This is a genomic window from Kitasatospora sp. NPDC005856 (genome assembly GCF_040629945.1).
Classification (GTDB): domain Bacteria; phylum Actinomycetota; class Actinomycetes; order Streptomycetales; family Streptomycetaceae; genus Kitasatospora.
Genome location: NZ_JBEXWT010000072.1, coordinates 21,121 through 46,815, shown reverse-complemented (window position 1 = coordinate 46,815; position 25,695 = coordinate 21,121). Strand labels below are relative to the sequence as shown.

At 72.5% G+C, this 25,695-nt stretch carries 24 protein-coding genes; 16 read left to right on the top strand and 8 right to left on the bottom strand.

The genetic code is table 11. From position 1 onward, the window contains the following. Positions 1–369: 369 nt before the first annotated feature. The 7 genes from ABZ449_RS31770 (at position 370) to ABZ449_RS31740 (ending at position 10,089) form a co-directional block, all read left to right on the top strand. Complete coding sequence (locus ABZ449_RS31770; RefSeq protein WP_360353073.1) at positions 370–963, top strand: hypothetical protein; 594 nt, start codon at positions 370–372, stop codon at positions 961–963. A gap of 236 nt (positions 964–1,199) precedes the next feature. Next, positions 1,200–3,848, top strand: a complete 2,649-nt coding sequence (locus ABZ449_RS31765; RefSeq protein WP_360353071.1) for a hypothetical protein — start codon at positions 1,200–1,202, stop codon at positions 3,846–3,848. 162 nt (positions 3,849–4,010) lie between these two features. Beyond that, a complete protein-coding gene (pstC, locus tag ABZ449_RS31760) occupies positions 4,011–5,042 on the top strand; it encodes a phosphate ABC transporter permease subunit PstC (RefSeq protein ID WP_360353069.1) in 1,032 nt (343 codons plus the stop codon). 67 nt (positions 5,043–5,109) lie between these two features. Continuing rightward, positions 5,110–6,351: a phosphate ABC transporter permease PstA gene (pstA, locus tag ABZ449_RS31755; RefSeq protein ID WP_360353067.1), complete on the top strand. Its 1,242-nt coding sequence runs from the start codon at positions 5,110–5,112 to the stop codon at positions 6,349–6,351. Between the two features lie 38 nt (positions 6,352–6,389). Beyond that, the gene (locus ABZ449_RS31750; protein ID WP_360353066.1) at positions 6,390–8,210 is read left to right on the top strand and encodes a phosphate ABC transporter substrate-binding protein PstS; all 1,821 of its coding nucleotides are present in this window, start codon (positions 6,390–6,392) and stop codon (positions 8,208–8,210) included. Further along, on the top strand, positions 8,207–9,118 hold the full coding sequence (locus tag ABZ449_RS31745; protein WP_360353064.1) for a class E sortase: 912 nt from the start codon (positions 8,207–8,209) through the stop codon (positions 9,116–9,118). Before ABZ449_RS31750 ends, ABZ449_RS31745 begins: the two co-directional genes overlap by 4 nt. Before the next feature lie 23 nt (positions 9,119–9,141). Continuing rightward, positions 9,142–10,089 (top strand): phosphate ABC transporter ATP-binding protein, encoded by a 948-nt coding sequence (locus ABZ449_RS31740; protein WP_360353062.1) that lies wholly within the window; start codon positions 9,142–9,144, stop codon positions 10,087–10,089. A gap of 87 nt (positions 10,090–10,176) precedes the next feature. Here the strand turns inward: ABZ449_RS31740 and ABZ449_RS31735 are convergent, their stop codons facing one another. Beyond that, the gene (locus ABZ449_RS31735; protein WP_360353061.1) at positions 10,177–11,004 is read right to left on the bottom strand and encodes an HAD family hydrolase; all 828 of its coding nucleotides are present in this window, start codon (positions 11,002–11,004) and stop codon (positions 10,177–10,179) included. Between the two features lie 179 nt (positions 11,005–11,183). On the opposite strand from ABZ449_RS31735, the gene ABZ449_RS31730 reads away from it, so the two are divergent. The 3 genes from ABZ449_RS31730 (at position 11,184) to ABZ449_RS31720 (ending at position 12,829) form a co-directional block, all read left to right on the top strand. After that, complete coding sequence (locus ABZ449_RS31730; protein ID WP_360353059.1) at positions 11,184–11,372, top strand: hypothetical protein; 189 nt, start codon at positions 11,184–11,186, stop codon at positions 11,370–11,372. A gap of 42 nt (positions 11,373–11,414) precedes the next feature. After that, the gene (locus ABZ449_RS31725) at positions 11,415–11,660 is read left to right on the top strand and encodes an LLM class flavin-dependent oxidoreductase (RefSeq protein WP_360353075.1); all 246 of its coding nucleotides are present in this window, start codon (positions 11,415–11,417) and stop codon (positions 11,658–11,660) included. 338 nt (positions 11,661–11,998) lie between these two features. After that, positions 11,999–12,829 (top strand): isocitrate lyase/phosphoenolpyruvate mutase family protein, encoded by an 831-nt coding sequence (locus tag ABZ449_RS31720; protein WP_360353057.1) that lies wholly within the window; start codon positions 11,999–12,001, stop codon positions 12,827–12,829. A gap of 374 nt (positions 12,830–13,203) precedes the next feature. On the opposite strand, the gene ABZ449_RS31715 is transcribed toward ABZ449_RS31720, so the two are convergent. Continuing rightward, on the bottom strand, positions 13,204–14,448 hold the full coding sequence (locus tag ABZ449_RS31715) for a hypothetical protein (protein WP_360353055.1): 1,245 nt from the start codon (positions 14,446–14,448) through the stop codon (positions 13,204–13,206). A gap of 32 nt (positions 14,449–14,480) precedes the next feature. Next, a complete protein-coding gene (locus tag ABZ449_RS31710) occupies positions 14,481–14,795 on the bottom strand; it encodes a hypothetical protein (protein WP_360353053.1) in 315 nt (104 codons plus the stop codon). 82 nt (positions 14,796–14,877) lie between these two features. Here ABZ449_RS31710 and ABZ449_RS31705 point away from each other — a divergent pair, with 82 nt between their 5' ends. Next, positions 14,878–15,765: an LLM class flavin-dependent oxidoreductase gene (locus tag ABZ449_RS31705; RefSeq protein WP_360353051.1), complete on the top strand. Its 888-nt coding sequence runs from the start codon at positions 14,878–14,880 to the stop codon at positions 15,763–15,765. A 116-nt stretch (positions 15,766–15,881) separates the two neighbouring features. Continuing rightward, the gene (locus ABZ449_RS31700) at positions 15,882–16,490 is read left to right on the top strand and encodes a hypothetical protein (RefSeq protein ID WP_360353049.1); all 609 of its coding nucleotides are present in this window, start codon (positions 15,882–15,884) and stop codon (positions 16,488–16,490) included. A gap of 72 nt (positions 16,491–16,562) precedes the next feature. Here ABZ449_RS31700 and ABZ449_RS31695 read toward each other — a convergent pair whose 3' ends face one another. Genes ABZ449_RS31695 through ABZ449_RS31680 form a run of 4 tightly spaced genes read right to left on the bottom strand, consistent with a single transcriptional unit; the run spans position 16,563 to position 20,356 of the window. Further along, the gene (locus ABZ449_RS31695; protein WP_360353047.1) at positions 16,563–17,078 is read right to left on the bottom strand and encodes a hypothetical protein; all 516 of its coding nucleotides are present in this window, start codon (positions 17,076–17,078) and stop codon (positions 16,563–16,565) included. Next, on the bottom strand, positions 17,075–17,623 hold the full coding sequence (locus ABZ449_RS31690) for a hypothetical protein (protein WP_360353045.1): 549 nt from the start codon (positions 17,621–17,623) through the stop codon (positions 17,075–17,077). The genes ABZ449_RS31695 and ABZ449_RS31690 overlap by 4 nt, the downstream gene beginning before the upstream one ends. Beyond that, positions 17,620–19,902, bottom strand: coding sequence for a hypothetical protein (locus tag ABZ449_RS31685; protein WP_360353043.1), 2,283 nt, complete (start codon positions 19,900–19,902; stop codon positions 17,620–17,622). Before ABZ449_RS31685 ends, ABZ449_RS31690 begins: the two co-directional genes overlap by 4 nt. 13 nt (positions 19,903–19,915) lie before the next feature. Next, a complete protein-coding gene (locus ABZ449_RS31680; RefSeq protein ID WP_360353041.1) occupies positions 19,916–20,356 on the bottom strand; it encodes a hypothetical protein in 441 nt (146 codons plus the stop codon). Positions 20,357–20,571: 215 nt separating this feature from the next. Here ABZ449_RS31680 and ABZ449_RS31675 point away from each other — a divergent pair, with 215 nt between their 5' ends. The 4 genes from ABZ449_RS31675 to ABZ449_RS31660 all read left to right on the top strand — a co-directional run bounded on the left by ABZ449_RS31675 (position 20,572) and on the right by ABZ449_RS31660 (position 24,260). After that, positions 20,572–21,594: an ABC transporter ATP-binding protein gene (locus ABZ449_RS31675; RefSeq protein WP_360353039.1), complete on the top strand. Its 1,023-nt coding sequence runs from the start codon at positions 20,572–20,574 to the stop codon at positions 21,592–21,594. Beyond that, on the top strand, positions 21,578–22,477 hold the full coding sequence (locus ABZ449_RS31670; RefSeq protein ID WP_360353037.1) for an ABC transporter permease: 900 nt from the start codon (positions 21,578–21,580) through the stop codon (positions 22,475–22,477). Before ABZ449_RS31675 ends, ABZ449_RS31670 begins: the two co-directional genes overlap by 17 nt. A 30-nt stretch (positions 22,478–22,507) precedes the next feature. Beyond that, a complete protein-coding gene (locus ABZ449_RS31665; protein WP_360353035.1) occupies positions 22,508–23,425 on the top strand; it encodes an ABC transporter ATP-binding protein in 918 nt (305 codons plus the stop codon). A gap of 118 nt (positions 23,426–23,543) precedes the next feature. Further along, positions 23,544–24,260 carry an ABC transporter permease subunit gene (locus tag ABZ449_RS31660; protein ID WP_360353033.1) on the top strand — a complete coding sequence of 239 codons (717 nt, stop codon included), beginning with the start codon at positions 23,544–23,546 and terminating at the stop codon, positions 24,258–24,260. A gap of 173 nt (positions 24,261–24,433) precedes the next feature. Here the strand turns inward: ABZ449_RS31660 and ABZ449_RS31655 are convergent, their stop codons facing one another. After that, positions 24,434–25,684, bottom strand: coding sequence for an MFS transporter (locus tag ABZ449_RS31655; RefSeq protein WP_360353031.1), 1,251 nt, complete (start codon positions 25,682–25,684; stop codon positions 24,434–24,436). Between the last annotated feature and the right edge of the window lie 11 nt (positions 25,685–25,695).

Here is a 25,695-nt window from a genome sequence, read left to right as displayed (position 1 = left end):
GTCCTGCTCGGCGACGTCCTCTTCCACACCCTCGCCGAACTCGCCCGCCGCACCAGCGCCCCCCCCCCACCCCCCCCACCCCCCCCCCCCCCCCCCAAACACCCCCCCCCCGCCCCCCCCCCCCCCCCCGGGGGGGGGGGGGCGCCCAGGGCCCCGGCTGCAACCCCCCCCCCACAAACCCCCCCCCCACCACACCACCCCCCCCCCCCGCCCGCCGGGCCCACCTCCGACCACTGGACGCCGACCGTCGGCGGCACCGCCCGCACGGGCCCGCCGCCACTGGTACGCCTGCGGCCGCAGCACCCACTCCCGAGCGTCCACGGACCGCACGACCAGCACCTCACCTCTCCCTCTCCCAAGGAGTTCAGCATGTCCCGCATCAGCGCCCGCCTGGCCGCGACCGGTGCCGCCGTCGTCCTCTCCCTGACCGCGGTGAGCGGTGCCGCCGTCGCCGACACGGCCGTCACCCCGGCCGCCGGCCAGGCCGTGATCACCACGGACGTCGACTTCCTGGCGAACGCGGCGCTCAACGGCATCGTGATCATCCCGATCCAGCCCGCCAGCCCGGCGTACGACCAGACCGCGGGCCTCACCGTGACCCTCCCGGTGAGCGGCGGCGTGGCGAACATCCCCTCCTTCTACGGCGACGTGCAGTTCGGCGGCGGCCTGCTCTTCCTGAACCTCAACACCGGCAAGAGCGTGACCTTCAAGCAGTTCGACTTCTCGGTCGACAACGGCTACTTCACCGCCGTGCCGAACGGTTCGACCACTCCGGTCCCGCTGCTGGACCCGGCCGGCGACAACGTGATCAACCGCACCGGCCTGACCCAGAACCTGAACTCCTCCAGCTTCCAGGTGGACGCGGCGGGCGCGCAGTACCTCGACACCAAGCTCGGCACCGGCTACTTCACCGCCGGCCAGCAGATCGGCAAGCTCGCGCTGTCCTACACCCCGGCGCACTGACCGGGGGGCAGTGCAGGACCGCAGGTCGGCGGGCCCGCGCCTCGGCGCGGGCCCCTTCGCTTGCGGAGTTCCCAACTCCGGTACGGAGTCGTCGCGTTGTGGTCTCGTACACCTGGCCGTCCGGATCCCGCCATGTCCGGCTGGCCGAATAGTACGCACGGAATCGTCCGTCCCCAGCGCGATCGACGACCTCGCGCCGCCTCCCTCGGCGGCCCGCATCTCCCGGAGGCCTCGCCATGAGAAACCGCGTACCCGACCCGAGAGGCCCCGGGTGGTGGCGCCGCCGACTACCGGCCCTGGCCATCGCCAAGGCCGTGGTGGCGGCGCTCGCCGTCCTTCCGATCGGGCTGGGCGCGGCGTCGCCGGCGCACGCCGATTCGGCCGTGACCGTCCCGGGCCCGAAGGTCTGGATCCCGGCCACCAAGCAGTACGGCCAGCCGGGCAGCGTGACCGTCTCCCAGACGGCCAACCTGACCAACCAGGTCCTCCAGGTCTCCTGGAGCGGTTTCACCCCGACCGTCGCGCTCGGCAGCAAGGCCCCGGTGCCGGTGGCACTGAAGGAGTCGAACTTCATCCTCTACGCGGTGCGGATCTACCAGTGCCGCGGGACCGACCCCTCGGTGACGGACTGCTACGGCAGCACGCTCTACGGCGGCGACCCGACGAAGGGCTTCGAGCAGCCGCCCCGGCCGACGCGCACCGAGGTGCCGGAGTGGCCCACGAACCAGGTGATCGCCGCGACCGGCCCGGACGGCTCGGGCACCGCCTCGATCGAGGTGTGGAGCGCCAAGGAGAGCGCCACGCTCGGCTGTGACGCGACCCACCCCTGCTCCCTGGTGGTCGAGCCCAACTACGGAGGGGACCCGCTGGACCTCTTCCAGGTCCTCGACGGCAAGGCCGACTGCGAGTTCCACGACCTGGACGACGACCCGGACGGCTACACGGCCGCGGACGGCATCATGAAGCCCGGTCCCGCCTTCCAGAACTGGAAGACGGGCAACCGCACCAGCGAGCAGTGCGCCTGGCAGCACAAGACGGTGATCCCGCTCTCCTTCGCCCCCACGGCGGACTCCTGCGCCGCGACCGGTCAGGCCTTCGGCGCCGCCGGTCTGGAGATGGCCAACCGGGCCGTGCAGCAGTGGCGGGCCGGCCTGTGCCTGGGCGACGCGCCGATGACCGTGGGCTACGTCCCCGCAGGCGGTGAGCCGCAGGCCCGCGCCGCGTTCCTGGGCGGCAGCAGCACCACGGAGGTCGCGCTGACGGCGCGGCCCGACCGGTCGCCGCCGACGAGGCCGTACGTCTACGCCCCGCTGGCCACGACCGGCATCTCCGTCACGTACCTGATCGACGACCCGAAGACCGGTCGGCAGATCCGCGACATGAGGCTGAACGCCCGGCTGGTGGCCAAGCTGCTCACCCAGTCCTACGCCTCGCCGGGCGCGAACATCCCCTCCGTGGCCGGCAATCCGACCTGCCTCTTCACCGACCCCGAGTTCAAGCAGCTGAACCCGGAGACCGCGGCCAACGGGATCCACTGGCCGACGAGTTGCGGCGGGACCCTGACGATCTACCCCGGTGTCCCCGGCGGCACCACCGACTTCACCCACCAGCTGACCTCGTGGTTCGCCGCCGATCCGGACGCGAGCCGCTTCCTCGACGGTGAGCCGGACCCGTGGGGCATGCGCGTCGACAGCTTCTACCTGAAGCCGAAGTTCGCCGGCTACCCGACGGAGGCGTTCCAGGTCCAGGACTTCTCCGGGCCCGCGCAGGGCAGTTCGGGCGTGGACTTCCAGCACTGGAAGCAGTACGAGTGGAACCCCTCCCTCGACGGTCTCGGGCGGGTGGCGCGCAACCTGATGCAGTACCAGCCGAACTGCCAGCAGCCGAACGTCGAGTCCAACGGCAGCCACAAGCCCTGTGCCGCGCAGGTTCCCGGCGTGCGTTCCCTGCTCGCCGTCATGGACACCGCCCAGGCCAAGGCGTTCTCGCTGCCCGAGGCCGCGCTGCTCAACCCGGCCGGCTCCTACGTGTCGCCCGGTACGGCCGGCTTCCAGGCCGCCGTCGCCGACATGCCGACCGACGCCGCCACCGGGGTCCAGCAGCTGCCCTACGGTGCGCCGGACACCGCGTTCTCGCGCGACCAGCGGGCGTACCCGCTGACCACGGTGCAGTACGCGATGGTGCCGACCGGCGGGCTGTCCGCCGAGAAGGCCGCCTCGATCTCGCAGTTCCTCAAGACCGTGACCACCGACGGCCAGACCTACGGCCTCGCGCCGGGGCAGCTCGCCCAGGGCTACCTCGCGCTGACCGGCGCCCAGCGGCAGCAGGCCCAGGAGGCCGTGCAGCACGTCGCCGCCCAGGACGGCAAGCTGCCCGGCAACCAGACCGCTCCTCCGGCCGGCGGCGAGCCGGGCACCCCGGAGAGCGGAAACGGTTCCTCCGGCTCCGGCGGCACGGACGACGGCACCACCCCGGTGAGCACCTCCGGCACCGGAGGCACCACCGCGGACGGCAACTCCGGCGGCACCGGCTTCGGCTCCTCCGGCGGCGCGTCCGGCGGCGGCCTCTCCGGCACCGGTTCCACCGGGACCGGGAGCGGGACGGGGACGGCCGGCGGCGCCGCGGCGCCCGGCACCCCGGCGGCCGGCGGTGCCAAGCCCGGCGCGACCGCCGCGCCCTCCGGCAACGCGATCGCCGCGGCCCCGGTCGGCACCCCGGTGCCCGACCGGCCCGGCACCGCCCGGCTGCTGCTGCCCGTCGCGCTGATCGCCGGCCTGGTGCTGCTGGTCGGCGGACCGGCCGCGCTGTTCCTCGGCGGCACCCCGGCCGGGGCGAAGGTGCTGGCCGGCGCCCGCACCCAGTGGTCGCGACTGCGCCGCAGGTAGGAACCGCGCTCGGCGGGGCCGCCGTTCCGGCCCCGCCGAGCGCTCCCCTCCCGCCGTACCTCCCGCGGTCCTTCCGCCGTGTCCTTCCCGCCGTTCCCTCCCGCCGAGGCAGCGCCCCGGACCCTCACCGAGCACGCCCGTTCCCGAGCACGGAGAGCACACATGACATCCGCCGCCGAGCCCGCGGCACCGTACGCCGGGGCGCCGCGTCAACCCGACCACGGACCCGACCAGGACGTGCCGCGCACCATCACCGCCCCCGCGACCCCGGGCGACCGGGTGTTCCGCGGCCTGCTGCGGCTGGCCGGCCTCTCGGTCTTCGCGATCATGGGACTGATCGCCTTCTTCCTGATCCTGCGCGGCACCGACGCGCTGCGGTCCGTCGGCTGGTCCTTCCTGACCGAGCAGAAGTGGCAGACCGCCGCCCACAACTTCGGCATCGGGGCCGTCCTGCCGAACGGCCTGCTGATCGCCGTGATCGCGCTGGTGATCGCCGTCCCGGTGGCACTCGGCACCGCGGTCTTCATCTCCGAGTACGCGCCGGTGCGGCTGCGTTCCGCGCTGATCTCCCTCGTCGACCTGATGGCGGCCATCCCCAGCATCGTCTACGGCCTCTGGGGCCTGTTCTTCCTCCAGCCGAGGATCATCGGCTTCGTCCGCTGGCTGGCCAACCACCTGGGGGAGTACGTCCCCTTCCTCAAGGTGCGCACCGGCGACATCGGCACCTCCTACACCTCGTCGACCTTCATCGCCGGCGTGGTGGTCTCCCTGATGATCATCCCGATCGTCGCCTCGCTCAGCCGGGAGGTGTTCTCCCAGGCCCCGCAGGGCGAGCGGGAGGGCGCGTACGCGCTCGGCTCGACCCGCTGGGGGATGGTCCGCACGGTCGTCCTGCCGTTCGGCAGGGGCGGCGTCATCGGCGCGGTGATGCTGGGCTTCGGCCGGGCGATGGGCGAGACCATCGCCGTCGCGCTGATCATCTCGCCGAACTTCAAGGCCATCACCCACATCCTGGAGAACGGCGCCAACTCGATCTCCGCGCTGATCGCGCTGCGCTTCGGCGAGTCGGACGCGCTGTCGCTCTCCGCGCTGATGGCCGCCGGTCTGGTGCTGTTCGCCCTCACCCTGCTGGTCAACGTGCTGGCCGGGTTCGTCATCAACCGCTCGCGCTCCGGCGCCGCGACGGCGGACTGAGCATGACGAACCCCCCTCAGCCCGCCCGCGGGGCACGCAGCCGTCCGAACCGTGAAGGGACCATCCGATGACCACGCTCGACCTGCCGCCGGTCGCGGCGTCCGGGCCCGTCGGCGAACCGGCGGGCACCGGGCCCACCGGGCCCGCCGTGGCCCCGCGGCCGGAGAAGAAGCTCCGGATCGGCGGCGTCACCCGCGACGACGTCCTCACCGTGGTGGGCGCGGCGGTCGGCTCGCTCGCGCTGAACTGGCTGCTGTACGAGCGGGTGCTGCCGTTCAGCGGCGCCTTCGGCTTCCTGATCTGCTGGTACCTGCTCTTCCTGGCCGGCTACCACCTGCTCGGCCGGCTCCAGTGGCACCCGATGATGGTGCGGGACCGGCTGGTCTCCGTCGCCGCCTGGAGCTCCGGCCTGCTGGTGGTCGCGCTGATCGCCGACCAGATCGGCTACGTCGCGAGCCGCGGCTGGGAGGCGGCCCAGCACCTCAACTTCTTCACCCAGTCGATGGACCACACCGGCCCGCTCGACGAGCTGGGCTCGGGCGGCGCGCTGAACGCCGTCGTCGGCTCGCTCGAACAGCTGGGCCTGGCAACGCTGTTCGCCGTCCCGCTGGGCATCGCGGCGGCCGTCTTCATGTCCGAGGTCGGCGGCCGGATGGCCCGCCCGGTGCGCACCCTGGTCGAGGCGATGACGGCGCTGCCGTCCATCGTGGCCGGCCTGTTCATCCTCGGTGTCGTGATCCTCACCTTCGGCTTCGAGAAGAGCGGCTTCGCGGCCTCGCTCGCGCTCACCGTGATGATGATGCCGATCGTCACCCGGGCCGCCGAGGTGGTGATCCGGCTGGTGCCGGGCACCCTGCGCGAGGCCTCCTACGCGCTCGGCGGCAGCCAGTGGCGCACCGTGTGGAACGTGGTCCTGCCGACCGCCCGGCCCGGTCTGGTGACGGCGGTGGTGCTCGGCATGGCGCGCGGCGTCGGCGAGACCTCGCCGGTGCTGCTGACCTCCGGCTTCACCTCGCAGTTCAACGGCAACCCGTTCAGCGAGCACCAGGTCTCGCTGCCGCTGTACATCTGGAACTACGTCAAGCAGCCCTACGAGGGGATGATCGCGCGCGGCTTCGCGGCCGGGCTGACCCTGATGGCCGTGGTGCTGGTCCTCTTCGTCACCGCACGGGTGCTCGGCGGCCGCCGTCCCGGACAGCTGACCCGGGCCCAGAAGCGCATGATCAGCCGGGAGGCCCGCCGCCAGGAGGCGGCCGCGCTCGGCGGCATCGCCCGCCCGTACGCCATCCACTCGCAGGCGAAGCACTGATGTCCAGACCAACCACCCTCCGTACCAGAGGAGTTCACATGTCCAGGGGCCTCAGTCGCTCCGTGGCCCGGCTGTTGGCGGGGACGATGTCCCTGATGCTCGCGGCGGCCTCCCCCCTGCTGGGGCAGACCCCGGCGTTCGCGGCCTCCGTCTCGCTGAGCGCGGACGGCTCCAGCTGGGCCGGTCCTGCCATCGACCAGTGGCGGCAGGACGTGTCCCCGCAGGGCATCCAGATCAACTTCAACCCGGTCGGTTCGGCGGCCGGCCGAACCCAGTGGTCGGTCGGACAGGACGACTTCACCGCCTCGGACGTGCCGTTCCGCTCCGGGCAGGACACCGGTGTGGGGCAGGGCGGCAAGGAGTCCGGCACCGGTAGCGCGGAGAACCCGGTCTGGGGCTTCTCCTACGTCCCGATCACGGCGGGTGGCACCACCTTCATGTACAACCTGGTGGTCGGCGGCAAGCAGGTCCGTGACCTGCGGCTATCCCCGCAGACCATCGTGGACATCTTCACCAACAAGATCACCAACTGGAACGACCCGAAGATCACCAACGACTACGGCAAGGCGCTGCCCAGCCTGCCGATCACCCCGGTGGTCCGCTCCGACGGCTCCGGCGCCACCGCGCAGTTCACCCGCTGGATGGAGCACACCCACAAGGACCAGTGGGACGCCTACTGCAAGTCCGTCAACGGCGTGAGCTGCGGCGACTACACTGAGTTCTTCCCGCCGTCCGGCCGGATGACCGCGCAGAACGGCTCCGACGTGGTGGCCGGCTACATCAAGTCCCCGACCAACGTCGGCACCATCGGCTACGACGAGTACGCCTTCGCCAAGCGCAGCAACTGGCCGGTCGTGAAGGTGCTCAACCAGGCCGGCTACTACGCGCTGCCGACCGCCTCGAACGTCGCCGTCGCGCTCACCGCCGCCAAGATCCGCGGCGTGGACGACAGCACCGCGCCGAACGACCCGAACTACCTCCAGCAGAACCTCGACGGCGTCTACACCATGAACGACCCGCGCGCCTACCCGATCTCCAGCTACAGCTACCTGATCGTGCCGCGGGCCGGGGCGGCCAACCCGCCGCCGCCGCGCTTCAACAACGACAAGGGCTCCGCGCTCAGCCGCTTCCTCTCCTACGTGCTGTGCGAGGGCCAGGGCAAGGCGGACGACCTCGGCTACTCGCCGATCCCGCGCGGCCTGGTCAAGGGCGGTCTGCTGCAGACCAGGAACATCCCCGGCAACGCCAGCCCGGTCGACCCGAACACCCTCTCCAACTGCGCCAACCCGACCTTCAACTCGGTCGGGGAGCTGACCGTCCTCAAGAACGCCCCGATGCCGAGCCCCTGCGACAAGGCGGGCACCCCGCTGGACTGCACGGTGCAGAACGGCCAGCCGGTCAAGACCGGTTCGGGGACGGGCGGCACCGGCGGCGCGGCCGGCGGCTCCGGCGGTGCGGCGGGCGGTTCCGGCGGTGCGGCGGGCGGTTCCGGCGGCTCCGGAGGTTCCGGGGGCGGAACCGGCGGAACCGGTGGCGCGGGTGGCGCCGGTGCGGGTACGGCCGGCGGTGCCGGCGACCCGAACGCCGCCGGCGGTGCGGCCGGCGGTGACCCGAACGCGCCCGGCGCCGGCGACGGCACCGAGGACGTGGTCGACCCGCAGACCGGCCAGGTGGTCGCCCGCGGCCGCGGCGGCGCCGCCACCGAGGTGGCGGCCAACGTGGTCGAGGTCAGCGGCAAGCCCGAGGACTGGATGCTGTCCTCGCTCACCGCTCTGGAACTGCTCGCCGTGGTGCTCGTCCCGCCGCTGCTCGGCCGCCGTCTGCTGCGCCGCCGCAACGGCTCGGGCGGTACCTCGTGACCGCCCCGGTGCTGGAGAAGCCGGTCGCGCACGGCGCCCCGGGCCGGCCGGCAGCCCCCGCCGAGCCCGCCGCCCCGGCCCGGCCCGCCGTCTCCCCCGGGCGGCGGCGGTTCCTCCAGGGCGCCTGGGCGGTCAGCCTGGCCGCCGCGCTGGTGCTCGGCTTCGTCGGGTACCTGTTCACGCTCTCGCACGTCCAGCAGAAGCACTACCAGTCCACCGCGTACAAGACCTTCCGCGACCAGCTGGCCCGGGCGGTCGCCCCGACCGGTGCGGCCGCCGACGGGGACCCGGTGGCGCTGCTGGACATCCCGGCGATCGGCCTGCACCGGGCCGTGGTGGTCGAGGGCACCACCGGCCGGGACCTGATGCGCGGCCCCGGCCACCGCCGGGACACCGCGCTGCCCGGCCAGCGCGGGGTCGCCGTGGTCTTCGGCCGCGGTGCCACCTTCGGCGCGCCGTTCGCCGAACTGTCCAGGCTGCGGGTCGGCGACAAGATCGAAGCCACCACCGGCCAGGGCAAGTTCACCTACACCGTCAACGCGTACGGCGACGGCGACCACCCGATCGTCGACCAGGCCCGCAACCGGATGGTCCTGGTCACCGGTGACTCCGACTGGATCCCCGGCTCCACCGTGCTGATCGGCGCCCGGCTGGACGGCGACCCGGAGCAGAACCCCGGCGGCCGGCCCGCGACCGTCCCGTACGACAAGGCGCTGGCCGCGGACAAGGGCGCGCTGGCCACGCTCCAGCTGTGGTCGCTCGGTCTGCTCGGCGCGGTGGCCGCCGCCCTGCTGCTGGCCCGGTACTGGCGGCGCTCGGCCGCCTACCTGAGCCTCGCGCCGGTGGTCGGCGCGCTGCTCTGGGCGGTCTACGAGAACGCCGCCGCCCTGCTGCCCAACCTCTACTGACGCGCGCCCGGAGGACCGTTCCGATGACCGACGCACCACTGACCGACACCCCGCCGGTGGACCCCGCACCGGCCGACCCGGCCGCCGACACCCTCACCATCCCCCCGGTCGCCGCCGCCCCGTACGCCGACGGGCAGTACGCCGACGGGCCGTACACGGGCGCGCAGTACGCGGGCGGGCAGCCCGACGGCCAGCCGCTCGCCGGACTGGAGACCCGGGACGTCTCCGCCTGGTTCGGCAGTCGCAAGGTCCTGGAGCGGGTCTCGCTGGCGATGCCGGCCGGCGAGGTCACCGCGCTGATCGGCCCGTCCGGCTGCGGAAAGTCCACCTACCTGCGGATCCTCAACCGGATGCACGAGATGGTGCGCGGCGCCGCCCTCTCCGGCGAGGTGCTGCTGGAGGGCGACGACGTCTACCGGCCCGGCCGCCGGCCCGCCGAGGTGCGGCGCCGGATCGGCATGGTGTTCCAGCGGCCCAACCCGTTCCCGGCGATGTCCATCCAGGACAACGTCTCCAGCGGGCTCAAGCTCGCCGGGATCAAGGTGTCCAAGGAGGAGCGCCGGCACCTGGTGGAGACCAGCCTGCGCCGGGCCGGGCTCTGGGACGAGGTGTCCACCCGGCTGCACACCCCGGGCGGGGCGCTCTCCGGCGGCCAGCAGCAACGCCTGTGCATCGCACGGTCGTTGGCCGTCTCGCCGGACATCCTGCTGATGGACGAGCCGTGCTCCGCGCTCGACCCGACCTCCACCCGGCGGGTCGAGGAGACGATCGACGAGCTGCGCGGGCGGCTCACCATCGTGATCGTCACCCACAACATGCAGCAGGCCCAGCGCGTCTCGCAGACCTGCGCGTTCTTCCTGGCCACCCACGACACCCCGGGACGGATCGTGGAGGCCGGGCCGACCGAGCAGGTCTTCGGCAGCCCGCGCGACCAGCGGACCTCGGACTACGTCAACGGCCGCTTCGGCTAGCCCGTCGCCCGTCGCCCGTCGCCCGTCGCCCGTCGCCCGCCGGGCCGACACCGGCCGGGCGGCCGCATCGCTGGAGGGGCCGCCGGTTCAGACGAGCCCGAGCAGCTCCTCCAGCACCGCCGCGACGCCGTCCTGCTCGTTGCTCACGGTGTGCAGCGGCACCGCCGCCAGCACCTGCGGGTGCGCGTTGGCGACGGCGTACGCGGTGCCGGCCCAGGCCAGCATCTCCAGGTCGTTCGGCATGTCGCCGAAGGCCACCACCTCGCTCCGGTCGATCCCGCGCCCGGCGCACCAGCGGGCCAGCGTGCTGGCCTTGGTGACGCCGGGCGCGCTGATCTCCAGCAGCGGGATCGCCGCCGAGCGGGTGATCTCGGCCAGGTCCCCGGCCGCCTCCCTCGCCTCGGCGAGGAACTTGTCCGGGTCGAGGTCCGGGTGCTTGGCCAGCAGCTTGAACAGGTCCCGCACCGGTCCGCCCGTCCCCAGCAGCTCCTCCGCGGTGCCGACCGCGTGCTCCAGCTCGTCGCCCCACATCGGCACCGCGTACCCGGGCTCGCGGGCCCAGCCGCCCGGGTGCTCGAAGGCGAACGCGGTGCCGGGCAGCTTGGCCCGCAGCGCCTCGACCACGGCCAGGGTGGTCTCCACCGGCAGCGGGAAGACCTCCAGCAGCTCGCCGCGCCGCACGTCCACCACCGCGCCGCCGTTCGAGCAGATCGCCACCCCGTGGCCGCCGATGTGCGGGCTCACCTGCTGCATCCAGCGCGGCGGCCGCCCGGTCACGAACACCACCTGCACCCCGGCCGCCTCGGCCGCCGCCAGCGCCGCGGCGGTGCGGTCGGTGACGGTGCCACCGGAGCAGAGCAGGGTGCCGTCCAGGTCGGTGGCGACGAGACGGGGCGCGGTACGGGGTTCGGTCACCGGTCCATCTTCGCCCATCGGCGCTGCCGGGTCACCGGCCCGGACCGCGCGGCCACCGGCCGTCCCCGCCGTGATCAAGCCCTTCGTACGCCGTTTCCGGCCGATCGTCCGGCCGGGGGGTGCCCCGGTGGTCGCGCCGGGCATGACCGCTCACGGCCACCCCGTCGGCAGGAAGAGCCATGCCCACACGCCAGCTCCGCGACCAGCCGCCCTCCAGCGCCCGCCCCGACACCCGCGACCCGCAGGCCCCGGACGCCTCGCGCGATCCGGTCCTGCTCGGCGACGTCCTCTTCCACACCCTCGCCGAACTCGCCCGCCGCACCAGCGCCCCCTCCCTCCCCGCCCAACGCACCAGCCCGCACCCTTAGCACCGCCGCGCGGCACGCCCCCGCCCACGTAGGGTCGGGGGCCTGCGACTGAGCACCGTGATCCTCCCCATCCACCGATGGGCCGAGCGGCAGAAGATCTGGCGGCGGGCCGAGGAACTCGGCTTCCACACCGCCTACACCTACGACCACCTGAGCTGGCGGTCGTTCCAGGACGAGCCGTGGTTCGGCTCGCTGCCGACGCTGACGGCGGCGGCCTGCGCCACCGAGCGGCTGCGGCTGGGCACGCTGGTGTCCTCGGTCAAGCCTCGTTCACCCATCGCAGGCTGAGCTGCGGACTCATTCCATGAAGGCGCCGACGGACTGGGTCGAGGCCGGCCTTCCCATCGAGACCGCCTGACCGAGCTCGTCGACCGGGAGGAGCCGCCGAAGACGCGGCCGCTCCCCCCGCTCCCCGCCACGCCCCCGGGGGTCCGCCGCGCAGAAGCCGCACGCAGGTGGCCGAGCTGCCGGCGCAGGCCTCCTCGCGCCCAATCGGACGTTCCCCGTCCAACCGGTTCAGGCGCCATCACCGCCGATCCGGCGAACGTTGCCGGTCACAGCAGTAGGCCCTGTCCGGCGGACCACGGCGTCGACACCCTGATCGCTCATCTGGCTCGCGTGGTGCAATGCTGCCCATGGCAACACTTCTCGATCTGGCACAGACGTTCCGTTCCCTGCACGTACCAGGCACGCCGCTGATCCTGCCCAACGCATGGGACGGCGCTTCCGCCCGTGTGGTGGCGGAGGCGGGCGCCCGGGCGATCGCGACCACCAGCGCCGGGGTCGCCTGGTCACTCGGCCACGGCGACGGCGATCACCTGACCCGCGACCAGGCGCTCGGCGCGCTCGCCCGGATCACGGCCGCCGTTGACGTACCGGTCACCGCCGACATCGAACGCGGCTACGCGACCGACCCGGACGGCGTGGCCGAGACCGTTCGAGGCGTCCTCGCGGCCGGAGCCGTGGGGATCAATCTGGAGGACACCCTGCGTCCCGTCGCCGAGCAGACCGAACGGATCGCAGCCGCCCGCAGGGCCGCGGACGAGACCGGCGTCCCGCTGTTCATCAACGCCCGCATCGACACGCACCGCCTGCCGCCCGGTGACCGCACGACCTGGCTGGACGAAACCCTCACCCGCGCCCGCGCCTACGCGACAGCCGGCGCGGACGGCATCTTCGTCCTCGGCACACCGGACGCCGAGACGGTCAGGACGCTGGTGGGCTCCCAATCCCTGCCGGTGAACGTCCTGGCCGGCCCCGGTGCACTCCCGGTGTCCGAGCTCGCCGAGGCGGGAGCCGCCCGCATCAGCGCGGGATCCTCCATCGCCGAGGCGGCGTACGGGCTGGCCCGCCGGGCCGCCCGCGAACTGTTGGAGAAGGGCACGACGACCACGCTGGAGGGCGGCTTCGACTACGCCACCCTCAACGCGTTGCTCCTGGCCGAGCCCACGCGCTGAGACGCGGTCAGGAGCTCGACCACAGTCGGATCGCAGCCGCGGTGACGGTGCCGTGGACCATCAGGGCCTTGAGCTCGGCCCTGCCCAGTGCCCTCATGGCGCCGCGCCAGCGGTAGCGCGGGTGTCGTCATCGCGGGTTGCTCACAACCTCATCCGCCGGATCACACGCGTACGGTCGCTCCCTGCCGACGCTGACGGCGGCGTGCGCCACCGAGCGGCTGCGGGGGGAGAGAGCGAATACCGATCTGCCGAAGCTCCGCCGGTCACCCCCGAGGAGGTCAGGGGAGATCTGCCGAAAGCACAGGCAATCATCGAGCCGGCGGAGAAGGCCATGCCGCACATGGGTCGCTACTGACTACCGAGAGCCGACGCGGTTACGGGTGGCCGACTCGACCCGGCACACGCCGCGCCCTGGTGAACTTCTGTCGTCCGGCGCCGGCGGCGAGTTCGCCGAGGCGCTCGCCGATCACGGAAACGCCGGGGCGGGGCTCCTGCGCGTAGTACCGGGGCTTGCGCCGACGCAGCAGGGCTTCTCCGTGCTCGCTCCAGGTGAATTCGGGCTTCCGCAGCAGTTTCCGGAACACCGCGTCGACCGTCTCCGGGTGAGCAGCGGCCAAGCGGCGGACCGGCAGTGGCGCGATCGACTCCTCGCGCAGGTACACCCGCAGCAGGTCCTGGTGGTGCCTGCGGCCGGCGAGGGCCGGGTCGGCGAAGAGGTCCCGCAGCATCCCGTAGTCCGGGTAGAAGTTGAGCCCGTCGACTTCGTCGTAGATCACGCCGACTGTGTCCGATTCCGCGAGTCCTCGCGGCAATTCGAAGGCCGGGAAGGCCAGACCGGGGAGCCGCCTGTCCCGGGCTCGGTCGGGATGCTCGGCGACGGAAGCTTCCTGCCGGTGCCGGTAGTAGGCGTTGAGCCGTTCCTCGGCTTCGGCAGGGAGAAGGATCAGTTCGTCGCTGCCGCAGAACTCGATGAACCCGGCCCGGTCCTCGCGCATCGAGCGCCATCCCTGCTCGATCTTCTCGGGGTTGCGGAAGACCAGCTCGGGCTGAGTGGTGGCCAGTTGAAGTGCGGCCTGGGCGATCTCGGTAGCACTGGCCTTCGGGTAGGACGACATCGCCCCGGAGATCAGCCATGCCCCGTCGGCCGAGTGGACGGGCACCAGGCAGGTGAGGAGGAAACTTCCCTTGGCCACTCCTCGAAAGGCCGCCCGCCCGACGTTCGAGTACGTGCGGTACTCCAGGTCGTCGACCAGGTTCAGCAGGACGACGGCGTCCCCGTCCTTGCGACGGATCTCGAAGATGCCCTCGACCGGGTCACGCCAGCCGAGCAGCATCGCCCGGTCGGCTTCGGTCAGGTCCCGCCGCCCGGCGACGAACCGGTCCACCACGGTCGCACCGTCCGGCAGGCGGTACCGCAGGATGAAGTGGTCGATGATCCGAATCGCCTCGCCCTCCTCCAACTGCCGCTCAGGGCCCGCTGCTTCCAGCAGGAGGGGAGTCAACCACCGGTCGAACCGCGCACTCTGAGCGAACTCGACCAGTTCGCCCTTCAGTTCGGCACACCGCTCGATCAGGCCTCGCAACGACGCCTCGTCCTCACTCCGTACGACGACAGCCATGGAAGCCCTCCTGGTTCTGATCGTTCCAGCGCTCACTGCGCCCAGTAGTAGCGATATGCCTCGACCCACTCCGCTCCGTCCGGCGCCGGGTCCGGCAACGGAAGGTCCAGTAGCCCGACCGTCTGCCGGAATCCGCCGCGGGCGCACAGGGCGACGATCCTTCCGTCCCGCGACAGGTCGACGCCGCGCACGGTCACCTCGACGCCCAGCACCACAGTGCTGAACGGCACCGCCAGGTTCTCCTCGACGGCGGCGAACAGACCCGACACCTCCTCGTGCTCGTCGTAGGTGTCGACCGTCGCCTCATCGACCAGCGCGGCGAGCTCTCGCCTGCTCAACGTGCCCATGAGGCGTCACGGTAGCCGACCTGCTCGTGACGTCTGGCGGGCGGTCCGCAACCCCGCCGATCCGCGCGCGTATCGTCACTACATGCGCTTGAGTACCGTTATCCTGCCCATCCACCGATGGGCCGAGGGGCAGAAGATCTGGCGGCGGGCCGAGGAACTCGGCTTCCACACCGCCTACACCTACGACCACCTGAGCTGGCGGTCGTTCCAGGACGAGCCGTGGTTCGGCTCGCTGCCGACGCTGACGGCGGCGGCCTGCGCCACCGAGCGGCTGCGGCTGGGCACGCTGGTGTCCTCGCCGAACTTCCGGCACCCGGTGACGCTGGCGAAGGAGCTGATCACGCTGGACGACGTCTCCGGCGGGCGGTTCACGCTGGGGATCGGGGCCGGCGGGACGGGCTTCGACGCGACGGCGCTGGGGCAGGAGGCGTGGTCGCCGAGGGAGCGGGCGGACCGCCTCGGGGAGTTCGTGCCGCTGCTGGACGAGCTGCTGCGCAACGACGCCACGACCCGCGAGGGGGCGTACTACTCGGCGGTCGAGGCGCGGAACATCCCCGGCTGCGTGCAGACCCCGCGGCTGCCGTTCTACGTGGCGGCGACCGGCCCGCGCGGGCTGAAGCTGGCCGCCGAGCACGGGCAGGGCTGGGTGACGTACGGCGACCCGAAGGGCCCGGCGGACGTGCCCGTGGAGCAGGCGCCCGCGGTGATCGCGCAGCAGATCGGGAAGCTGACGGCCGCCTGCGAGGCCCGGGGCCGGGACGTCGCGACGCTGGAGAAGGTGCTGCTCCAGGGCTCGACCGCGGAGAAGCCGCTGCAGTCGGTGGAGGCCTTCGTCGACTGGGCGGGCACCTACCGGGAGCTGGGCATCACCGAGCTGGTGATCCACTGGCCGATCCCCGACTCGATCTTCGAGAACGACCTCGCCGTCTTCGAGGAGATCGCCACCGAGGGGCTGGCCAGGCTGGGCTGAGCCCCGCCGGCGCCCCCGCCGGCGCCCCCGTCGGCGCCCCGGGCGTCGGCCCGGGGCGCTAGTCTGTCCGCCGCACCGTACAACTGATCATGCGTCACCACGGGGGTTCCTTCGTCATGCCTTCTTCCAGCTCCAGCAGACTGCTCGCCACCGTCCTGGTCGCCGCCGCCGCGTTCGGCCTGGCCGCCTGCGGCCCGGACGACTCGTCGGACCAGGGCGCGGGAAACGGGTCGACCGGCGCCGCCTCCGCCGCGCCCACCGCCGCCCCGGCCGGCGCCACGAGTCAGGCGCCGAGCGGTAAGCCCGCGGGGACCGGCAAGCCCGCCGCGACGGGCACGCCGTCCGCCGACGGAGAGCCGGAGGGCTTTTGCACCCACGGGCCGCTGCCCGCCGGGCAGAAGTGGGTCTACCCGGCGAAGGGCACCAGCGCGACGACCCTGGTCTACAAGGACACCAAGGACGCCTGTGGCGTCAACGACGTGGTCTTCGAGCCGGTCGGCGCCGACAAGAGCGCCCCGTTCGCACCCACCGCCAAGGGCCACCTGAGCTCGGTGCTGGCCCCGCCGAAGGACGTCAACCTGGCCGACCTGGTGAAGCACGTCACCGAGTGCCTCGCCTCGCCGCACAACGAGAAGGGCTCCTACCCCTGCTCGGCCGGCGACTACAAGGTGGCGATCGACGCCTCCGGCAAGGTCACCGAGCTGTGGGAGCGGGCCCACAGCTGACGGGCCGGCAGTCGACGGGCCCACGGCAGGTGGGCCCACGGCCGGCGGCCGCCGGGAGCGGCGCCGGCCGGCTCACCCTTCGGTGACCGATTCGGCGCCGTTCGCGCAGCCCAGTTCCTGGGCGGCGCGCTTGGCGAAGCCGGTCAGGAGCTCGGTCACGCGTGTCCGGTCGGGGCGGTCGGCGGAGGGGAAGTCGGGGCTGAACCTGAGAGCGGCCCGGTAGGGCTCGTTCTTGCCGTTCAAAGTGCAGCCGAAGGAGACTTCACCGTCGAGGCCGTTGCCGGGGTAGGCGGCGCTGGCCGCCATGACCTGGAGCACCCGTCCGCCTTGGCCCTCGACCCGGCAGTCCAGACCGGGAACGCCGTCCCGTGCCGGAACGCGGAACCCGGTCTCCACGAAGACCCGGGGCGTGTGCCCCATCAGCGCCGCGAACCCCGGGGCGTCGAGGGTGCCCCGGCACTCCCCGTGCGACAGGTCGACAGCTGGTGGCCGGTACTCGGTGCGGTCGAGGTACACGTGCCAGCCGAGCAGGCCACCGCCCAGCAGCAGGGCCGTCGAACCCGCGATCACCAGTCGGAAGCGCTTCACCGGCAGACGTCCTTCCTGCTCTTCTTCAGCCTGTCCCGGGCGATCCCTTCCAGGTCCGCCCGCTGTCGGTCGGCCGAGTCGGCCCTGGCCGCCTCACCGGCGGTGACGACCAGTTGGACGTGGCCGACCGGCCCGCCCTCGCAGTAGTCGGAAACGGTCGCGCCGCCGGGCCAGGAGGCGGCCACGCTGCCCGCGTCGAAGCTGCGGGCGTCCGGGTGCTTCGCGGCTTCGGGGGAGAGGGCGGGCCCGCCGTCGTGGAAGACGGCGGAGACGGTGACCGCGGTGCGCCCGTCCACGCGGACCGTGCAGGACACCGGGTCGGCGGTGAGACCCCGCGACCTCTCCTCGACGTCCTGTCCGCCGCTCGGCAGCAACCGCCCGAGCGGGGTGTCGTCACCGGTGGGCAGCGTGCACAGGCTCGACTCCCGACCGGCCGTCTCGACCGGCCGGTGGCCGCGCCAGTCCAGGTAGCCGACCGTCCCGGCGGCCGCGACGGCGACGACCACCGCGGCGGGCAGGGCCCAGCGTCCTCCGCGCCCCGTCATGCGCTGCCCTTCTCGTGACCGACGTGGTTGTTGGTGACCCCGGTGGTGTACCCGTTCGTCACGCTGATCCCGGCGCTTTCGGCGAGGCGCTTGATGTCCTCCTGGCTCATCCCGGAGCTGCCGCCGGCGTCCGTGATGGCCTGTTTGACGCCGCCCACCGCCTGGTTCCGGCCGTCGGCGTTGTTGTCGCGTGCCGTCTGGTTGCCGGCTGCCGTGGTGTCCTGCTTGTTGGCCTCGATCACGCTCTCGGCGATGGAGTCGACGATCTGGCCCGCGATCTCGCCGCCGACCGGCACCTTCTCGGTCACCAGGCCGATGACGGCGTTGAAGGCGTCCTTGCCGTAGCCGACGTTCTTCTCCAGCGCTTCGTTGAACTCCTGGTCGGACTTGGCATGCTGGTAGTGCACCTCGTCGACCCGGGCCTCGTTGAGGATGCCGCTGGTGATCCCGCCGGCGTGGGCGACGTTGTCGATGTCGACGTTGAGCCGGGCGAAGTCGGTCTGCCCGCTGTCCATGTGGCCTCGTATGAGGGCGGTGGTGTACGCCTGGTTGGCGTTGACCACCGCGCCGTAGGACTCCGGATCCCGTCCGAGCGCGTCCAGCAGACCGGTCACGCTGGACTGGTTGAGGACGGCCGGGGAACCGTTGACCGGGAGGGCGTGGGTGGTGGAGAGCGCGTTCTGCACGTCCCCGATGTACTCGGCGGTCATGTGCCCGAGGCTGCCGCGCATCGCGGCGAGCTTGCCGTCTCCCTTGATGTCCTCCAGCACCCCGCCGTTGCCGTCCCTGCCGAAGGTGTTCACGACCTTCTGCATCAGGTCGGCCTGCTCGGTGGTGTGCCTGGTCGGCGGGACGGGGCTCGGCTCGTCGTACGGGTGGCCGGTGGTGGCCGCCTCCAGGGCGCGGCCGAGCGCGGCCGGCCCGGCCTGCTTGCTCGCGTCCCAGACCTTGGAGTCCCGCGAGGTGGTGTCCGGGATCCAGTCCTTGTCGTGCACGTAGTAGTCGAAGTAGTCGGCCGGCTTGGGCTTGCCGCCCTGGTTGACCGTGCCGTCCTCGTTGTACGCGGTGGGCTTCTCGGTGAAGAACTTGGTGGAGGCCTCCGGGCTGTGCGCGAGCGCCTCCAGCACGGCCGTGGTGGGCCGGAAGCCGGAGCCCGCCTCGTCGCCGCCGGTCAGGTTGAAGCCCTGGATCTTGGAGCCGGGCGGCGGGGCCGGCCAGTACTTGTCCTGGGTGTCGAGCTGGGTGACGTGCTCGGCGATCGGGTTGATGAAGTGGGCGTCGTAGTTCCCGTTCATCAGGATGCCGGAGAGCACCTGGTAGCCGTACGGCACGTAGTCCAGGCCGGAGGCCCGGTACGGCTTGTCCCAGACCGGCTGGGAGCCGGCCTTGCGCAGCGCGGCGGACCACTCGTCCGACAGGTGCGGCTCGTTGGTGGTGCGGGTGGCGGTGGCGAGGGTGAGCCCGAGGTTCTTCTGGAGGTCCTGGTAGGCCTTCCAGCGCGGGGACTTGTCGTCGCGGGGGTGCGCCGGGTCGCCGACCATGTCGTTCCAGGACTTGATCAGGCCGTCCGGGCCGAGGTCCTGGTAGAACTTGGTGGAGAACTTCGGGTCGTTGCCGTGCGAGGCCAACAGCGAGTTCAGCTCGGTGAGTTCGGGCTCGGTGATGTCCCCGCCCTTGGCCGCGAGCTGGGCGGCGCGCTTGCCGTCCGCCTCGGGGCCGCTGCCGATGGCCTTGCTGTTGAAGGACTTCTGCCCGTCCGTCATGCTGTCGGAGCGCAGCGCCCAGGCGATCCGCTCGTCGGCGGCGGCGGCCTCCGCGACGGCGGCGTCGATCGCCTTGCGGGCGGCCTCGGCCTTGTCGCCCCACTCCTTCTGGTAGTCCCGCATGGCCTCGTAGTCGTGCCGGGTGGCGTTGTCGGCCGGGGGCCAGCTCACGGTGCCGTTGTCGGTGACGGTCAGTCCGGCCGTGCGGGCGTCCGCGACCGCCTTCTCCAGCTTGGTCCTGGCCGCCTTGAACTCGGTGGACGCCTCCTTGAAGGTGGAGGCGAAGGCGTTGGCCTCGGTGACGGCGGCGGTCAGCTGCTCGTTGGTGCGCTGCAGGCCGGGGCGGGCCTGGTCGGCCGCGGGGCCGCTCCAGCAGGCGGAGTTGACCTTGGCGATCACCGTGGTGTCCCAGTCGCCGTCCATCGCCTGGAGCTTCTGGGCCACGGTGGTCCAGGCGGTGGCGGCGGCGTCCAGGACACCGAAGTCGGCAGTGCTGAGCTCGTGGAAGTCGACCATCGCAGCTCTCCTCTCAGGCGCCGAGGTCGTGCTGGACGGCCGACTCGTTCTGGCGGTAGTTGGTGGCGGTGGCGCGCAGCGCCTGGGTGGTCTGCCCGATGGTGCCGCCGAGCGCGGCGACGCACTGGTCCCAGGTGCCGGCGGCGCCCGCCGCGGCCTTGCCGGTGCTCCAGTTGGCGAGCGCGGTGGAGACCTTGGCGGTGGCCTCGTCGGCGCCTCGGCCGTCGCTGTTGAGGCGGCCGTGGATCTGGTCGGAGTTGTTCCCCGCGGTGGTGAGCGCGTCGGGGTCGGCGTTGAAGCCGGTGCCGCCCCCGCCCCCGCCGCCCGACGCCGAGGTCGAGTTGATCCGGGTGCGGGCCGCCTCCTGGGCGCGGGCCTGGGCGGTCAGGTTCCCGTCCGCGTCGTAGGCCCAAGGGTTCATCATCCGGTCGAACGCGGTCGCCCGATCAGACATGTCGCTCGCTCCCCCTCCGTGCCGGCACGCTGTTCCGGCACCCCCGTCGGCAAAGATTTCGGCAAGTACGTCAAGAGTTCGACAAAGGGTACAGGTGGGCCCACTTTTTGCCGAACCCCTAGGGGTGCGGGTGCCCGGCGTCATACCGCAGCAGCAGACGGGCTCGTCATTCGTGCTCATGACCCGTACCGCACAACACCGTTACGTTGGTCCGCGTGTCCACAGCTGTCATCACGACGGACGGCCTCACCAAGAGGTTTCCCCGCGTCACCGCCCTCGACCAGCTCACCGTGGAGGTGCGGCCGGGTGTGGTCGGTCTGGTCGGGGCCAACGGCGCGGGCAAGTCCACTCTGATCAAGATCCTGCTCGGGCTCGCCCCGGCGACCTCCGGCCGGGGCGAGGTCCTCGGCCTGGACGTCGCCACCCGGGGCTCCGAGATCCGCGCGCAGGTCGGCTACATGCCCGAGCACGACTGCCTGCCACCGGACGTCTCCGCGACCGAGTTCGTGGTGCACATGGCCCGGATGGCGGGCCTGCCCGCCACCGCCGCCCGTGAGCGCACCGCGGACACCCTGCGGCACGTCGGCCTGTACGAGGAGCGCTACCGCCCGATGGGCGGCTACTCGACCGGCATGAAGCAGCGGGTCAAGCTCGCCCAGGCGCTGGTGCACGACCCGAAGCTGGTGCTGCTGGACGAGCCGACCAACGGCCTCGACCCGGCCGGCCGGGACGAGATGCTGGGGCTGATCCGCCGGGTGCACACCGACTTCGGCATCTCGGTGCTGGTCACCACCCACCTGCTCGGCGAACTGGAGCGGACCTGCGACCACCTGGTCGTGATCGACGGCGGCAAGCTGCTGCGCTCCTCCTCCACCGCCTCCTTCACCGAGGCGACGGCCGTCCTCGCGGTCGAGGTCGGCGACTTCCCGGAGGCCCATGGCCCGGAGGACCGCTCCCCGGAGGGGCGTTCCCCGGAGGGGCACGGCCTGGAGCCGGGCCCGGCGGTCCGCGAGCGGCTCGCCGCGGCCGGCCTCTCCGTCCAGTCCGAGGGCTCGCACCAGCTGCTGGTCCGGCTGGCCGACGAGTCGACGTACGACGCCATCCGCGACGCCGTCGCCGGGCTGGGCCTCGGACTGGTCCGGCTGGAACAGCGCCGGCACCGGGTCGCCGAACTCTTCACCGACTCCCAGGACACCGAGCAGAGCAGGGGAGGGACGAACAGTGCCGCTGCCTCCTGAGACCAGGTCCGCCGACACCGGCGTCATCCACGACATCGGCTACCGCGGCTACACCGGCCCCCGGCTCGGCCGCTCCTACGCGACCCGCGCGCTCTTCACCCAGAGCCTGCGCGCCGCGTACGGCCTCGGCCGCTCCGGCAAGTCCAAGGTGCTGCCGATGCTGGTGCTGGGCGTGGTCACCGTGCCCGCGGCGATCTTCGTGGCGCTCGCGATCGTGATGAAGCGCGACGAACTGCCGGTCGAGTACGCCGGCTACCTCTCCGTCCTCAGCCTGGTGGTCTCGGTCTTCCTCGCCTCCCAGGCGCCGGTGCTGCTCTCCCGGGACCTGCGCTACCAGACCGTCCCGCTCTACTTCTCCCGCCCGATCACCCGCACCGACTACGTCCGAGCCAAGTTCGGTGCCATGGTCTGCGCCCAACTGCTGCTGATGGCGGCCCCGTTGCTGGTGCTCTACATCGGCGCGCTGCTCGGCGGGATGGACTTCGGGCACAACACCGGGCACTTCCTGTACGGCCTGGTCGCGGCGGTCCTCTACGCGCTGGTGCCGACCTCGGTGGCCCTGGTGATCGCGGCGGCCACCCCGCGCCGCGGCTTCGGGGTGGCCGCGATCATGGGCTACCTGGCGGTCAGCGCCGCCCTGGGCGCCGCCGCGGTCGGGATCAGCAACCCCGGCACGACCGGCTCGGACACCGCGCAGTGGATGTCGCTGATCTCGCCCACCGACCTGGTGGAGTCCCTGGTCAACGAGCTGTTCGGGCTCGGCGAGGGCATCGACCGCCGGCACGCGCCGGGCGGCCTCGGACTGGCCGTGTTCGCGCTCGTCGCGGTGGCCATGGTGGCCGGCTCGTACCGGCTGCTGCTGCGCCGCTACCGCCGTGTCTGATTCAACTGCAGTGTCTAAGGGGAGGGCGGCATGGCCACCATCAGCATCGACAAGGTCTCCCGCTGGTTCGGGAACGTGGTCGCGGTCAACGACATCACCATGGCCATCGGTCCCGGCATCACCGGCCTGCTCGGCCCCAACGGGGCGGGCAAGTCCACCCTCATCCACATGATGAGCGGCTTCCTGGCCCCCTCCAGCGGCTCCGTCACCCTGGACGGCGCGCCGATCTGGCGCAACCAGCAGGTGTACCAGCAGATCGGCCTGGTGCCCGAGCGGGAGTCGATGTACGACTACCTGACCGGCTGGGAGTTCGTCCTCGCCAACGCCGAACTGCACGGCCTGCCCCAGCCGGGCGCCGCCGCCCGCCGGGCGCTGGACCTGGTGGAGATGGCCTACGCCAAGGACCGCCGCACCGGGACCTACTCCAAGGGCATGAAGCAGCGGGTCAAGATGGCCTCCGCCCTCGTCCACGACCCGTCCGTGCTGCTGCTCGACGAGCCCTTCAACGGCATGGACCCGCGCCAGCGGCTCCAGCTGATGGACCTGCTGCGCCGCTTCGGCGCGGACGGCCGGACGGTGCTGTTCTCCTCCCACATCCTGGAGGAGGTCGAGCAGCTGGCCCGGCACATCGAGGTGGTGGTCGCCGGACGGCACGCCGCCTCGGGCGACTTCCGCAGGATCCGCCGGCTGATGACCGACCGCCCGCACCGCTACCTGGTCCGCTCCAGCGACGACCGCCGGCTCGCCGCCGCGCTGATCGCCGACGGCTCCACCACCGGCATCGAGGTGGACGAGCGGGAGCGGGCGCTGCGGATCGAAGCGGTGAACTTCCAGGGCTTCACCACCCTGCTGCCCAGGGTCGCCCGGGAGGCCGGCATCCGGCTGTACACCGTCTCCCCGGCGGACGAATCGCTGGAGAGCGTCTTCTCCTACCTGGTCTCCGCATGAGCGGGCGCGGCGGGCCGATCATCGAAAGGCGCGCACGGGCGAACGCCCCTGCCGAGCGAGGCGGGCGCGTGAGCGTCGCCGCCAGGACCGTTGTTGCCCAGGAAGGGGCCGACCGACCATGAACCCCACCGTCGCCAGGCTGACCCTGCGCGGGCTGCTGGGCCGCCGCCGCGGCCTGCTGCTGCTGGTGGTCCCCGCCCTGCTGCTGGTCGTCGCGGCCATCGCGAGCGTGTCCAGCGCCGACCCCCACGAGACGGCCGGCAACATCCTCGGCGCGCTCGGCCTCGGCACCCTGATCCCGATCCTCGGGCTGGTCGTCGGCACCGGGGTGATCGCCAACGAGATCGACGACGGCTCGATCGTCTACCTGCTCGCCAAGCCGCTGCCCCGGTGGCGGATCGTCACCACCAAGCTGGTCGTCGCGATCGGCGTCACCTGGCTGTTCTCGGTCGTCCCGACGCTGCTGGCGGGGCTGCTGCTGGTCGGCACCCAGGACGGCGTGGCGCTCGGCTACACCGTGGCGGTGCTGGTCGCCGGCGCCGCGTACAGCGCGCTGTTCCTGCTGCTCGGCGTCGTCACCCGGCACGCGGTGGTGGCCGGGCTCGCGTACGCCCTGATCTGGGAGTCGACGGTCGGCAACTTCGTCGAGGGCGCCCGCACGCTGAGCATCCAGCAGTGGGGCCGCTCGGTGGGCGAGGCGGTCGCCGGGCAGAACGCGATCAGCTCCGACGTCTCGCTCGGGGCGGCCGTGCCGCTGCTGCTGGTGGTCACCGTCGCGGCGACGGTGTTCGCCTCCGTGAAGCTGGCCGGGATGACGCTGGCGGGCGAGGAGTGAGCCCGGCACGGCGCTGAGCCCTCAGGCACTGAGGCCCGTACGGCGCCGAGGCCCGTACATGCGTGGGGCCCGTACATGCGTGGGGCCCGTACATGCGTGGGGCCCCGGACACCCTCAGGTGTCCGGGGCCCCACGCTGTGCCCTGCTTCTGCTCCGCTCCCGTGGCGGGTGGCTCAGAGGGTGCGGTTGCGGCCCGCGCCCCAGCCGGCCGCGCCGACCACCAGCACCAGCGCCAGCATCAGCACCAGCGGGGTCTCCCAGCCGCCGGTCAGCTGGCGCAGCGCACCCGCGCCCACCGGGCCGGCCGCCGCGACCAGGTAGCCGATCGCCTGCGACATCCCGCCCAGCTGGGCGGCACCGGCCGCGGTACGGGTGCGCAGCACGATGAACGCCAGGCCCAGGCCCAGCGAACCGCCCTGGGCCACTCCCAGGATGGTCGCCGACGCCCACGCGGCCGAGACCGGCGCGACCAGCAGCATGGCGATGCCCAGCCCGTTCAGGGCGGCCATGGTCACCGCCAGCGCGCGCTGGCTGGTCATCCGGCCGGCCATCAGCGGCACCAGGAAGGCGCCCGCCACCTGCACCAGGTTGGAGTAGGCGAAGACCAGACCGGCCTGCCCGCGGTCCATGCCGTGGTCGGCCAGGATGGTCGGCATCCAGGCGACCAGGGTGTACACCAGCAGCGACGAGATGCCCATGAAGAGGCTGATCTGCCAGGCCAGCGGGGACTTCCAGATGCCCTCGATCGGCTTGGCGGCCGGTGCGCCCGCCGGGGCCGCCGCCGTCGCCGCCTGCCGCTCCTGACGCGAGCGCAGCACCTGCGGCAGCCAGGCCACCGCCGCGATCAGCGCCAGCAGCGACCAGGCACCGAGCGAGGCCCGCCAGCCGCCGCCCAGCGCGTGCTCCAGCGGGACGGAGGTACCGGCCGCGAGCGTGGCGCCGACCAGCATGGTGGTCGAGTAGACGCCGGTCATGGTGGCCGCGCGGTCCGGGAACTCGCGCTTCACCAGGCCCGGCATCGACACGTTCAGCACCGCGATGGCCACGCCGATCACCACGCAGCCCGCGTACAGGGCCGCCACCGAGGGCAGCACCCGCAGCAGCACGCCCGCGCCGAGCACCAGCACCGCGCCGAGCACCACCCGCTCGGCGCCGAAGCGGCGGGTCAGCCGCGGGGTGAGCGGGGCGCCGACACCCTGGAACAGCACCGGGACGGTGGTGATCAGCCCGCTCGCGGTGGCGGACAGGCCGAAGGTCCGCTGGATCTCGCCGACCATCGGGGAGACCGCCGCCAGACAGGCGCGCATGTTCAGCGCGACCAGCACGATGCCGGTCAGCAGCAGGAGCGGATGGGCCAGCCGGGCCCGGACGGGGAGCGGGGCGGGAGTGGTGACAACCGGCTGCTGGGCACGGGTGACGGCCATGGGGGTGCTGT

Excerpts from the sequence above, each read along its gene's own strand:
- ABZ449_RS31750 (WP_360353066.1), top strand. The coding sequence starts at position 6,390 with ATGTCCAGGGGCCTCAGTCGCTCCGTGGCCCGGCTGTTGGCGGGGACG.
- pstA (WP_360353067.1), top strand. The coding sequence starts at position 5,110 with ATGACCACGCTCGACCTGCCGCCGGTCGCGGCGTCCGGGCCCGTCGGC.
- ABZ449_RS31710 (WP_360353053.1), bottom strand. The coding sequence starts at position 14,795 with ATGGGCACGTTGAGCAGGCGAGAGCTCGCCGCGCTGGTCGATGAGGCG.
- ABZ449_RS31680 (WP_360353041.1), bottom strand. The coding sequence starts at position 20,356 with ATGTCTGATCGGGCGACCGCGTTCGACCGGATGATGAACCCTTGGGCC.
- pstC (WP_360353069.1), top strand. The coding sequence starts at position 4,011 with ATGACATCCGCCGCCGAGCCCGCGGCACCGTACGCCGGGGCGCCGCGT.
- ABZ449_RS31700 (WP_360353049.1), top strand. The coding sequence starts at position 15,882 with ATGCCTTCTTCCAGCTCCAGCAGACTGCTCGCCACCGTCCTGGTCGCC.
- ABZ449_RS31715 (WP_360353055.1), bottom strand. The coding sequence starts at position 14,448 with ATGGCTGTCGTCGTACGGAGTGAGGACGAGGCGTCGTTGCGAGGCCTG.
- ABZ449_RS31730 (WP_360353059.1), top strand. The coding sequence starts at position 11,184 with ATGCCCACACGCCAGCTCCGCGACCAGCCGCCCTCCAGCGCCCGCCCC.
- ABZ449_RS31740 (WP_360353062.1), top strand. The coding sequence starts at position 9,142 with ATGACCGACGCACCACTGACCGACACCCCGCCGGTGGACCCCGCACCG.
- ABZ449_RS31770 (WP_360353073.1), top strand. The coding sequence starts at position 370 with ATGTCCCGCATCAGCGCCCGCCTGGCCGCGACCGGTGCCGCCGTCGTC.
- ABZ449_RS31665 (WP_360353035.1), top strand. The coding sequence starts at position 22,508 with ATGGCCACCATCAGCATCGACAAGGTCTCCCGCTGGTTCGGGAACGTG.
- ABZ449_RS31765 (WP_360353071.1), top strand. The coding sequence starts at position 1,200 with ATGAGAAACCGCGTACCCGACCCGAGAGGCCCCGGGTGGTGGCGCCGC.
- ABZ449_RS31720 (WP_360353057.1), top strand. The coding sequence starts at position 11,999 with ATGCTGCCCATGGCAACACTTCTCGATCTGGCACAGACGTTCCGTTCC.
- ABZ449_RS31690 (WP_360353045.1), bottom strand. The coding sequence starts at position 17,623 with ATGACGGGGCGCGGAGGACGCTGGGCCCTGCCCGCCGCGGTGGTCGTC.
- ABZ449_RS31685 (WP_360353043.1), bottom strand. The coding sequence starts at position 19,902 with ATGGTCGACTTCCACGAGCTCAGCACTGCCGACTTCGGTGTCCTGGAC.
- ABZ449_RS31655 (WP_360353031.1), bottom strand. The coding sequence starts at position 25,684 with ATGGCCGTCACCCGTGCCCAGCAGCCGGTTGTCACCACTCCCGCCCCG.
- ABZ449_RS31705 (WP_360353051.1), top strand. The coding sequence starts at position 14,878 with ATGCGCTTGAGTACCGTTATCCTGCCCATCCACCGATGGGCCGAGGGG.
- ABZ449_RS31660 (WP_360353033.1), top strand. The coding sequence starts at position 23,544 with ATGAACCCCACCGTCGCCAGGCTGACCCTGCGCGGGCTGCTGGGCCGC.